This is a genomic window from Brevundimonas sp. (genome assembly GCF_052436175.1).
In the GTDB taxonomy this organism is placed as follows: domain Bacteria; phylum Pseudomonadota; class Alphaproteobacteria; order Caulobacterales; family Caulobacteraceae; genus Brevundimonas.
In genome coordinates, this window is record NZ_JBQVNM010000001.1 from 41,858 (window position 1) to 52,990 (window position 11,133).

Genomic DNA, 11,133 nt, shown 5'->3' on the forward strand with positions numbered 1-11,133 from the left:
GCCTGACTGTCAGCCGGCGGGGCTGAACACCGCCGCGAGGATGATGGCGAAGATCACGACATAGCAGGCGGCGGAGGCGATCGCCGCCAGCCCGCCCAAGGTCAGCATGGCGGCCAGAAGCCGGTCCTTGAGTTTCTTCATGGTCGGTCTTCGCCTTCGGCCGGGGTCAGCCAGCCCCGGTAGTGAACGATCCGGCCCAGCAGCGGCAGGCCGATCTCGACGTCGAAGGTGAAGCGGCCCTGGGCGTCGATGGCCTCATGGGTCGTGGTGCGCGGGGCGAGGGCGCGGGGTAGCGGGATCGGGCCCAGACGCCAGCCGAGGACGTCATAGACCAGCCGGTCGGCCTGTCGATGCAGGCCCAGTTCGACCGAGACCAGACCGAACCGCTCGGTCATGCGGCCGCCGGCTCGCGGGTTGGAGAGGACGCTCTGGAACCGGGCCGGGCCGATGTGGCGCCGCCAGATCGAGCGGCGGCCGTCGGCGTCGATGGAGACCTCGACGGGCTCCGTACCTGAACGGCCAGGGAAACCGATGATCCGGCCGACGAGACCCGCCAGAGGACTGGCCGGGCCGTCGCAGCGGCACTCGCCCCGCCACTGGCTGAGACCCAGGCTTTCGTGCAGGGCGCGGATCGGGTCGGGCAGGGCGTCGAAGTCCGGACCGATCGCGCGGGCGAACAGGGCGGCGCGTTCGGTGGTGCGTGTGCGGATCAGGGGGTGGGCGTCCAACTCGGCTTCGAGGGCCGCGAGGGGCAGGTCGCCCACGCAGGCGCGGGCGCCGGGGACGAGAGTCCCGGCGGCGATGGCCTTGACCGCGGCGAGGGCGGCCAGGGTGGGGACGACGGGGCCGACGCCGGGTTCGGCCACCAGCCGCCATTCGGCGCGGACGGCGCGGCCTCGGGCGTCGATGCCGAAGGCCTCGACCCGCATGGCGCCGCGATCCGAACCGAAGGGCGCGAAGAGGCCGGACAGGGCGGTCAGGAGCCCGGCCAGAGGTCGCAGACGGAAGCCCGTCGCGGCGGCGAATGCGGCCGTTAGGCTCATGCCCCAATGCAGGATCGGCGGCTCCAGCCCGGCGAGGAAGAGGGCGCTGCGGGTCGGGCGGAAACGGGCGGGCAGTAGGTCGAGGTCGGGCGTCTCGCACAGGGACAGGCGACGGCGACCGGCGGGGCCGAAATCGCGCGTGACGAGGCCGCTCCAGCCCGGACGGCTGCGCCACCGGCCCTTTTCGAAGACGCGGACGGGGCGGCCGGTCCAGGACAGGATCGCCTCCACCACCGAACGGCCACGCGGGGCCCGGGCGCCGGGCGAGATGGCGGCCTCTACGGACATCACCTCGCACCAGCCGGCGGTCAGGTCGTCGAGGACCGCGTTGGACAGGGCCGGGGTCGAACTGGCGCCGGTCAGGGCGACGACACTCGCCGCGCGGGCGGCCGCGTCGAGGGCGGGAAAGGCGGCGACGAAGTCGCGGGCGTCGGCCAGATCGACGTAGGGCAGTCCCGCCGCGATGGCGGCCCGCGCCACGGTCGGCGCCGCATTATGGAATGGGCCCGCAGCGTCCACGACGATGGCGGCGCCCGTTGAGCGAAGGGCCTCGGCCGTGAGGGTGCGGGCGTCGAGGGCGACGGCGCGGGCGGCTCCGCCGGTCTCGACCAGCCGGGCGGCCACGGTCTGGGCGCGGTTCAGGTCGCGGCCCGCACAGACCACCTCGAACCCGTCGCGGGCCAGACCCTGGGCGAGGCGGGAGCCGAAGACGCCGCCCGCGCCGATGAGGAAGACAGCGTTCATGCGAGGAATCGCCCCCGGCGCGATCAGGCCGTCGGGTTCGTCCACTACCGCCGCGCGGCGTCGCTCGCGGCGCGGACCTGACCGAACTCGGAGGTCGGCTTCCAGGTCGGCCATTCGTCGCCGTTGGCCAGATCCAGACCGAGCCGATACAGAAGGGTCAGGTTCTCGACCGCCGAGGTCAGGTCCCAGTCGGCCGACCATTCGTCGCTCGCCCTGTGATAGTCGGCGCCGAACTTGGCCTTCCAGGCCGCCAGACCGGCCTCGCGGCCGCCCTCGACCCAGTCCACCCCGTGCCACGGCATCAGGGCCGGAACGCCGGCGCGGGCGAAGGGGAAGTGGTCGGAGCGGTAGTAGAAGCCCTGTTCCGGCTGACCGTCGTCGGAGACGTAGCGGCCTTCCTTTTCGGCCAGGGCCTGCAGGTCGTCCTCGAGGCTGTTCTGGCCCTTGCCGAAGATGGGCACGTCGCGGGTCGGGCCGCTGAGGGGCAGCATGTCGATATTGATGTCGGCCACCGTCGTCTCCAGCGGATAGACTGGATCGGCGACATAGGCGTAGGCGCCCAGCAGACCCATTTCCTCGGCCGCCATATGGGCGAAGACGAAGGAGCGTTCGGGGGCGGGCGCGGCCTTCAGCTGGCGGGCCATCTCCACGACCCCGACGGTGCCCGAAGCGTTGTCCCAGGCGCCGTTGAAGATCTTGTCCCGGCCGGGGGCGCGCTCATTGACCCCGACATGGTCCCAGTGGGCCGAATAGATGATGGTCTCGTTGGGCCGCGTCGTGCCCGTGATCCTGGCCAGGAGGTTGTGGGTCCGCAGGGTCTCGATGGTTTCCGAGGCCTGCACGCTCATCGTCACTCCCGGCAGGTCGAAGGCGCGGAAATCGCCCGTGCCGATGCGCTCGCCCAGGGCGGCGACGTCCAGACCCAGGGCCGCGGCCGTATCGGCGTTGATCGCGCCCGAGAACTCCAGATCGGCCGCGCCCGGCGTCAGGGTGCGGGTGCGGCCGGGGGCCTGCGCAGAGCGGGTCCAGGCGGGGTCGGTCGCCTTGGCCCTGGACAGGGTGATGACGCCCACGGCGCCGCGCCGCTTGGCTTCGTCCGCCTTGTATTCGCCCGACCGGTAAGTCGTGGCGTAGGGGCCGTTGAACAGGTCGCCGTCCGGCTCGCCGCCCATGACGATGACGATCTTGCCAGTGACATCGAGGTCGCCGTAGTCGTCCCAGCCGCGCTCGGGCGCATGGATGCCGTAGCCGGCGAAGACCAGGCCGGCGCCGTCGATCGCGGCCTGTCCGTCATTGGTCACCGCTCGCAGGGTGATGTCGGTTCCGGGCGTCAGGATATGGACCTGGCCTTCGGCGTCGGTCCAGCTGGCCTTGGCCGAGTCGGCCACGGGGGTGTAGCGCTTCAGATCCACGACCTGCAGCCACTGGCCGTTCGGACCGCCGGGCTCCAGCCCCATGGCCTCATACTGGGCCTGTAGCCAGTCCAGCGTCTTCTTCTCCCCTTCCGTGCCGGGATAGCGGCCCTGGAAGTCGTCGGCGCTGATGGTGCGGATCTCGTCGGAGAGGCGCCGGGCCGAAAAGTTCTGGGCGCTCGCCCCGCCGGCGGCGGCCAGAACAAGGGCCGAGGCGGTGACGCCGCAGATCAGACGCGCGAACATCGGGAACTCCGTGAAGATGCGGCGGCACCTTAGGGACGGCCGCCGGGACCGTTCATTAAAGTTTCGTCATGCGGCGGGATTCAGTTGGGGGCGGCCAGGGCCTCAAGCACGGCATGGCCGTAACGGTCCAGCTTGGACTGGCCGACGCCGGAGATGCGCCCCAGGGCGTCCAGCGAGCCGGGTTCGACCACGGCGATCTCCAGCAGGGTCTTGTCCTGGAAGATGACATAGGGCGGGACATGCTGTTCGGCGGCCCGGTCGCGGCGCCAGGCGCGCAGGATGTCGAAGCGGGCGCGGACGTCGGGGTCCAGAGCCTCGACGGCGGCGTTGCGATCGTTTCGGGTGCGGTTGCGCGGATTGCCGGATCGGGTCGAGGCGTCGAACCCGGCGGGGACGCGGCGGATCTCGATCGGACGCTCGGCGCGATAGACGGCGCGCACGGCCTCGGCCTCGCCCAGACCGAGCAAGGGCTTGCCGTCGTTCGGATCCTCCAGCAGCAGGCCCTCGAACAGCAGGTGGTCGATGACGTCGCGCCAGCCGTTGGGCGAGGTCTCCTTGCCGATCCCCCAGGTGGAGAGCTGGGTCTCCCACGGCTGGACGTCCTTCGTCTTGCCCAGCAGATGGTCGACGACCCGGCCCCGGCCGAACCGGCCGCCGAGCCGCTGGACGGCCGCCAGGGCCTTCTGGGCCTGGACGGTGGCGTCATAGAGGGGCGGAGGGTCGATACAGACATCGCAGACGCCGCAGACGTCGGCGTCGATCTCGCCGAAATAGCGACGCACAGCCTGGGGTCGGCAGACGGCGCCGTCCAGCATGGCGAACAGGCGGCGGACCTTGGACGTCTGGACGGCCTTGACCTCCTCGGCCATGGGGCGACCCTCGAGCCGGCGCAGGGACCAGGCGATGTCGGAGGGGCCATAGAGGGTGATCCCCTCGGCCGGTTCGCCGTCGCGACCGGCGCGGCCGATCTCCTGCCAGTAGGCTTCAAGGCTGCCCGGCGGATCGGCGTGGATGACGAAGCGGACGTCGGCCTTGTCCACCCCCATGCCGAAGGCGATGGTCGCGACCATCACCGCCCCCTCCTCGGCCAGGAAGCGTTCGAGGCGCAGGTCGCGGGCGCGGGCGTCCATCCCGGCGTGATAGGCGATGGCGTTGACCCCGGCGCCGGACAGGGCGTCGGCGACGCGCTCGCAGCCGTCGCGACTGCCGCAATAGACGACGCCCGACTTGCCGCGCCTCTGGCGAACCAGTTCGATGACGGCGGCGTCGGTCTTGGCGCGCGAGGCGCTTTCCTTGCGCACGGCCGAAAGCTGCAGGTTGGGCCGGGCGAAGCTGTCGACGAAGACCGCGGCGCCCTCCAGCCGTAGGGAGCGCAGGATGTCCTCGCGCGTGCGGGCGTCGGCGGTGGCTGTGACGGCGATGCGGGGCACGCCGGGGAAGAGCTCCGACAGGCGGCCCAAGGTCCGGTAGTCGGGGCGGAAGTCGTGACCCCACTGGGAGACGCAGTGGGCCTCGTCGATGGCGATCAGACTGAGCGGCAGCTCGTGCAGCCGGTCGATCAGATGCGGCTGGGCCAGACCTTCGGGCGAGACATAGAGCAGGTCCAATTCGCCCGCCCGCGCCGCGCGCCAGACGGCGGAGCGCTCGTCCATCGACAGGCCGGAATCGAGCCGGGCGGCGCGGACGCCGAGCTGTTTCAGCGCCTCGACCTGGTCCGCCATCAGGGCGATCAGGGGCGAGACCACGAGGCCCAGGCCGGGACGCAGGATGGCGGGGATCTGGTAGCAGACCGACTTGCCGCCGCCAGTCGGCAGGACCGCCAGAACGTCGCGCCCGGCGAGGATTTCGGCGACGACCCCGGCCTGCAGTCCGCGAAAGTCGGTGTGGCCCCAGAGGCGGTGCAGGGTCTCGCGCGCCTGATCCAGCCCGGGCGCGGCCAGCCCTGAAGCGGGATGCGTGGCGATGGCGAGCGAGTCGGGCGGCATGGGCGGGTTGTGTCACCGATGCGGGCGGGAGGCCAGCGGGACGGTAGGTGTGCGGGGAAAGCACCCCCTCCGTCACGGCGCAAGCGCGCCGCGCCACCTCCCCATCGCGGAGCGATGGGGAGGACAGGAGCGTCTCAGTCGGTCTTGCGCTGGTCGGCGGTCGGGGCGCGGGCGGGGCCGAACTCGGAGCCGGGCTTCCATTCGGGCCAGTCGCGGCTGTCGGCCAGGGCGCGGCCGACATTGTAGTAGACGGTCAGGTCCTCGATCTGGCCGCGATAGTCCCAGTCGGCCGACCATTCGTCATCGGCCTGGTGGTAGCGCCGGGCGCGGTAGTCGTCGCGGGCGGCGATCCGGGCGGCCAGAGGCTCGTCGCGGAAGTCCCCGGCCGAGGCGCCATAGGCCATGGGCACGCCCTTCTGGGCCAGGGGGAAGTGGTCGGAGCGGAAGTAGATGCCGGCCGGGGCGCCGCCGTCGGGGGTGACGACGCGGCCCTGGGCCTCCACCGCCGCCGTGGTGCGCTCGTCCAGATGCGACTGGCCGAAGCCGACGATCGAGAAGCCCGTGGTGCGGCCATAGATGTTGGCCGAGTCCATATTGATGCCGCCCGCCGTGGTGGCCAGGGGATAGAGGGGGTTGGCGGCATAGTAGGTCGAGCCCAGCAGGCCGCTTTCCTCGCCGGTGAAGGAGATCATGACGATCGACCGCTTGGTGCGCGGGGCGGCGGAGAAGGCGCGGGCCAGCTCCAGCAGGCCGGCGGTGCCTGAGGCGTTGTCCACCGCGCCGTTGAAGATGGCGTCGCCGTTGGCGTCGGGCGTCCCGACCCCGATGTGATCCCAGTGGCCGGTGTAAAGGACCGTCTCGTCGGGCCAGGTCGAGCCGGGCAGGCGGGCCACGACGTTGTGGGTTTCGATCTTGCTGGAGGCCAGATCGTACATGCCCGAGAAGCTGGCTCCGGGCAGTTCGACGGGGCGGAAGTCGCGGCTGCGAGCCTGAAGCTTCAGGGCCTCGAAGTCGAGACCGGCCTGCTGGAACAGCTGGACGGCGACGTCGCGCTGGATCCAGGCCTCGACCGGCACGCGTTCCTTGGACGGATCGGCGCGGACGATGTCGAACTGGGGGGCGGTCCACGAGTTGCGGACCGTGCCCCAGCCGTAGGAGGCGGGCTTGTCCTCATGCACGATCAGGACGCCGGCGGCGCCCTGACGGGCGGCCACCACGGACTTGTAGGTCCAGCGGCCGTAGTAGGTCATGGCCGCGCCGCCGAAGGTGTCGAGCGACGGGTCCTCGAAATCGGCGTCATTGACCAGGACGACGATGATCTTGCCGCGGACGTCCACGTCCTTGAAGTCGTCCCAGTTGCGCTCGGGCGCGTCGATGCCGTAGCCGACGAAGACGACCGGCTTGTTCATCAGCATGACGTGACCTTCCGCCGGCAGGCGGGTCGAGATGACGATCTGTTCGCCCTGGGTCAGGGGCAGGGACCAGTCGCCGACCTTCAGCTGGGCGCGGGCGTTGGAGACCTGGAAGCGGTTCAGGCCGACGGCCTGGGTCCACAGGCGCGAACCGTCGGGCTGGAGGTCGCCGCCGGGCTCGAAGCCCGCGCCCGCATAGCCCTTGGACAGATAGTCGACGACCTTTTGCTCGGCCGGGGTGGCGATGCCGCGACCCTCGAACTCGTCAGAAGACAGGACGCGGATGTCCTCGGACAGGCGCACGGCGCTGAAGTCGGGGGTGGTTTGGGTCTGGGCGACGGCGCCGGAAGCGAGGCTGACAGCGGCCGCGAGGACGGCGAGGGACGGGACGATGCGCATGGGGACTCCGGTCGAGGGAACGGCGGCGACCCTATTCAGCGAGGGAGGCGGTGTCGATGCGTCAGAGTGATTCCTTCTCCCGGCGGGAGAAGGTGGCTCGCGAAGCGAGACGGATGAGGGGTTGGCGCGTCAGTCGGCGTTAGCCGTCGCACGGCCGGAGACACGGCTGCGCCGACTTCCAACGCCAGCCCCTCACCCTTTCGGCTGACGCATCGCTGCGCTCTGCGAGCCTCAAGCCCTCTCCCGCCGGGAGAGGATGGATCAAAAGAAAAAGCCCGCCCCGGCGGACCGAGGCGGGCTTGATCGTCGAGGTTGCGTGTCGGGCCTAGTGAGCGACGCCGGCCCAGATGCGGCGGTAGCTCATGTAGGTGAGGCCGGCGAACAGGGCGAGGAAGATCAGGACGCCGAGGCCGGCCTGTTTGCGCTGGACGCCATGGGGCTCGGAGGCCCAGGCGATGAAGGCCGAGACGTCCTTGGCCATCTGGTCCTTCGTGGCGGCGGTGCCGTCGTCGTAGGTGACCAGACCGTCCGAGGCCAGCGGGTTGGGCATGGCGATGAAGCCGCCGGGCGGGACATGGGCGCCTTCGGGCACGAAGGGCGTCAGGTCGCCGGCCATGTAGGCGTTGTAGTGCTGGGTCGGCGTCATCGTCAGATAGGACGGCGGAGCGTTGTAGCCGGTCAGCAGCGAATAGATGTAGTCGGCGCCGCCGTGACGGGCCTTGGCCATCACCGAGAGGTCGGGCGGAGCCGCGCCGCCGTTCGCCGCCGCCGCCGCCGTGTGGTTCGGATAGGGCGAGGGGAATTTGTCGGCCGCGATGCCCGGACGCTGGATCGGATCGCCGGTCTCGTTGTCGATGTCGGCGATCTGGAACTCGGCGGCGATGGCGCGCACGAAGCGGTTCTCGGCCGGGTTGGCGGCGTGCTCGTCGTAGAAGGGCCCGCCCTTGATGCCCAGGTCGCGGAAGTGCAGCAGGTTCATCGAGTGGCAGGCCGCGCAGACCTCGCGATAGACCTTGTAGCCGCGCTGCAGCTGGCCCTGGTCGAAGGTCCCGAACGGGCCCTCGAACGAGAAACCGCCGTCCTTGAGCTTGTGGGCGCCGCCGCCGGCGGCCAGGGCCGGGGAGGCCGCGAAGGCCAGGCCGGCGACGGCCGCGACGGCGACCAGGGCGCCCTTGAGGGATTTACGGATGGAAAGCGTCATCGCGCTCAGCCCTTCTTTTCGGCTTGGGCGGGGACGGCCTGGGACACCGCGGGGGCGCCGGTCAGGACCGGGTCGGAGATGGTGGCCGGGATCGGCAACGGCGTTTCCTTCAATCCCACCCACGGCATGATGATCGCGAAGAAGATGAAATAGTAGGCTGTCAGGAAGCGGGTCAGCCACAGGTAGGAGTTCAGGTCGCCGTCACCAAGGTTGAAGGTCGAGACATTCGGAATGACGTGCGCATCTGGAAGTTGGCCACCGCACCAGCCGAGGCCGAGGCCGACGATGACGAAGATCACGAAGAAGATCTTCATGGTCGGGCGATAGCGCATCGACCGCACCTTGGACGTATCCAGCCAGGGCAGGATGAACAGGATGCCGATGGCCGCGAACATCGCCACCACGCCGCCGAACTTGTCGGGGATGGCGCGCAGGATGGCGTAGAAGGGCAGCATGTACCACTCGGGCACGATGTGCGCGGGCGTCTGCAGCGGGTTGGCCGGGATGTAGTTGTCGGCGTGGCCCAGGGCGTTCGGCATGAAGAAGACGAACAGGGCGAACAGCATCAGGAAGAGGATGATCGCGAAGCCGTCCTTCACCGTGAAATAGGGGTGGAAGGGCAGGGTGTCCTTGGCCGTCCGCTCCTTGGGGATCAGGATCCCGACCGGGTTGTTCTGGCCGGCGGTGTGAAGGGCCCACAGGTCCACCACCCCCACGCCGAAGATCACGAACGGCAGCAGGTAGTGCAGCGAGAAGAAGCGGTTCAGCGTGGCGTTGTCGATGGCCGGGCCGCCGCGCAGCCAGATCAGGACCGTCTCGCCGATGACCGGGATGGCCCCGATCAGGTTGGTGATGACCTCGGCGCCCCAGTAGGACATCTGGCCCCAGGGCAGGACGTAGCCGAGGAAGGCCGTGGCGATCATGAGGAAGAAGATCACGCAGCCGAGGATCCAGATCATCTCGCGCGGCGCCTTGTAGGAGCCGTAGTAGAGGCCGCGCAGCATGTGGATGTAGACCGCGATGAAGAACATCGAGGCGCCGTTGGCGTGGACATAGCGGATCAGCCAGCCGCCGTTGACGTCGCGCATGATGCGCTCGACCGAGGCGAAGGCCATGCCCGTGTTGGGCGTATAGTGCATGGCCAGGACGATGCCGGTGACGATCTGGATCACCAGGCAGAGCATCAGGATGCCGCCGAACGTATACCAGTAGTTGAGGTTACGCGGCGTCGGCAGCGACATGTAGTCGGCGCCGAAGCGGATGATCGGCAGACGGGTGTCGAGCCACTTCTCGATGCCGGTCTTGGGGACGTAGGTGGATTCGTGTTCGCTCATCGTCGTCCTCAGCCGATCTTGATCTTGGAGCCGGCGGTGAATTCGTATTCCGGCACGGCCAGATTGAGCGGCGCCGGACCCTTACGGATGCGGCCCGAGGTATCATAGTGAGAGCCGTGGCAAGGGCAGAACCAGCCGCCGTAATCGCCGGAGCCGAAGGTCGGGATGCAGCCCAGGTGTGTGCAGGAGCCGATCACGACCAGCATCGGCTCATGACCAGGCTTGGTGCGCTCGGCGTCGGTCTGCGGATCCTTCAGGTCGCCGAGGGGGGTCGATACTGCTTCCTGAACCTCTTTGGCCGTGCGGTTGCGCACGAAGACAGGCTTGCCCTGCCAGGTGATGACGACCTGCTGGCCTTCCTGGACCTTGGAGGTATCGAACTCGATGGTCGACAGGGCCAGGGTGTCGGCGGCGGGGTTCATCTGGTTGATGAGCGGCCAGGCCACCATCACGCCCGCGCCAACGGCGGCGGCGCCGGCGGCGATGTGGATGAAGTCGCGGCGGTTGGGATCGCCTTCAGGCCCATGGCCCAGATCTGCAGTCACGACCGGTTCGGCCACGTCTCACCTCTGAATGTCCGCGCCCCGGCCCCGGGAAGAGGGTCGCCGCGTCGGTAGGGTATCGGATCGCAGACCCTGCGGATGCCCGGCCGGACGGTTGCGGGAGTTTTTGCTCAAGCGACGGAAGTCACTTGCGAAACGCTCGCAATTCAGGCCGCGACAAACCCCCGGGTAGCGCGTATGAGGGCCTTAGAATGCGGCTCGCTCTTTTTCAACCGGACATTCCTCAGAACGTGGGCGCCTGTATCCGGCTGAGCGCATGTTTCGGCGTGGAATTGCATGTGATCGAGCCGGTCGGCTTCGATTTCGGCGACCGGGCCATGAAGCGGGCGGCGCTGGACTATGGGCCTCTGGGTCATATGACGCGCCACGCGGACTGGGACGCCTTCCAGAGGGATCGCGGGCTTGGTCGGCTGGTGCTGTTCACGACCAAGGCGGCGGGGACGCTGAGCGACTTCCGGTTCGAGCGCGACGATATGCTGCTGTTCGGGCGGGAGACGGCGGGGGCGCCCGATTTCGTCCATGCGGCGGCCGATGCGCGGGTCTTCATCCCGATTCGGCCCGAGACGCGGTCGCTGAACCTGTCGGTGAGCGCGGGAATCGCCCTGTGGGAGGGGCTGAGGAAGGTTCAGGGGCTGCCGTAGCTGTCCTCCTCTCCGTCATCCTCGGGCTTGACCCGAGGATCGAGGTTTCCGGGGGGGGGGGCTGAACTGCAGGCAGGCTCTGCCAGCGCCCCGGTTCTTTCGCCCGAGGGGCGGAACGTCCGGCCCTCGGGTCAAGCCCGAGGGTGACGGAGA

The 11,133-nt window shown here is 69.3% G+C and carries 9 protein-coding genes; 1 reads left to right on the forward strand and 8 read right to left on the reverse strand.

What is annotated here, in order from left to right:
- Positions 1–9 precede the first annotated feature (9 nt).
- The 8 genes from ACT6QK_RS00205 to petA form a co-directional block, all read right to left on the reverse strand.
- The gene (locus tag ACT6QK_RS00205) at positions 10–141 is read right to left on the reverse strand and encodes a hypothetical protein (RefSeq protein WP_444595805.1); all 132 of its coding nucleotides are present in this window, start codon (positions 139–141) and stop codon (positions 10–12) included.
- Positions 138–1,787, reverse strand: a complete 1,650-nt coding sequence (locus tag ACT6QK_RS00210) for a DUF4166 domain-containing protein (RefSeq protein ID WP_444595806.1) — start codon at positions 1,785–1,787, stop codon at positions 138–140. The genes ACT6QK_RS00205 and ACT6QK_RS00210 overlap by 4 nt, the downstream gene beginning before the upstream one ends.
- A gap of 44 nt (positions 1,788–1,831) precedes the next feature.
- Positions 1,832–3,445, reverse strand: coding sequence for a M28 family peptidase (locus ACT6QK_RS00215; protein ID WP_444595807.1), 1,614 nt, complete (start codon positions 3,443–3,445; stop codon positions 1,832–1,834).
- An 80-nt stretch (positions 3,446–3,525) separates the two neighbouring features.
- Positions 3,526–5,430, reverse strand: a complete 1,905-nt coding sequence (recQ, locus tag ACT6QK_RS00220) for a DNA helicase RecQ (RefSeq protein ID WP_444595808.1) — start codon at positions 5,428–5,430, stop codon at positions 3,526–3,528.
- Between the two features lie 134 nt (positions 5,431–5,564).
- On the reverse strand, positions 5,565–7,241 hold the full coding sequence (locus ACT6QK_RS00225) for a M28 family metallopeptidase (protein ID WP_444595809.1): 1,677 nt from the start codon (positions 7,239–7,241) through the stop codon (positions 5,565–5,567).
- Between the two features lie 325 nt (positions 7,242–7,566).
- The gene (locus ACT6QK_RS00230) at positions 7,567–8,442 is read right to left on the reverse strand and encodes a cytochrome c1 (protein ID WP_444595810.1); all 876 of its coding nucleotides are present in this window, start codon (positions 8,440–8,442) and stop codon (positions 7,567–7,569) included.
- Positions 8,443–8,447: 5 nt separating this feature from the next.
- Positions 8,448–9,776, reverse strand: a complete 1,329-nt coding sequence (locus ACT6QK_RS00235; protein WP_444595811.1) for a cytochrome b — start codon at positions 9,774–9,776, stop codon at positions 8,448–8,450.
- Between the two features lie 8 nt (positions 9,777–9,784).
- Positions 9,785–10,336, reverse strand: coding sequence for a ubiquinol-cytochrome c reductase iron-sulfur subunit (petA, locus tag ACT6QK_RS00240; protein WP_444595812.1), 552 nt, complete (start codon positions 10,334–10,336; stop codon positions 9,785–9,787).
- Positions 10,337–10,530: 194 nt separating this feature from the next.
- Between petA and ACT6QK_RS00245 the strand changes: the two genes are divergently transcribed.
- Positions 10,531–10,980 carry a tRNA (cytidine(34)-2'-O)-methyltransferase gene (locus ACT6QK_RS00245; RefSeq protein ID WP_444595813.1) on the forward strand — a complete coding sequence of 150 codons (450 nt, stop codon included), beginning with the start codon at positions 10,531–10,533 and terminating at the stop codon, positions 10,978–10,980.
- Positions 10,981–11,133: the final 153 nt, after the last annotated feature.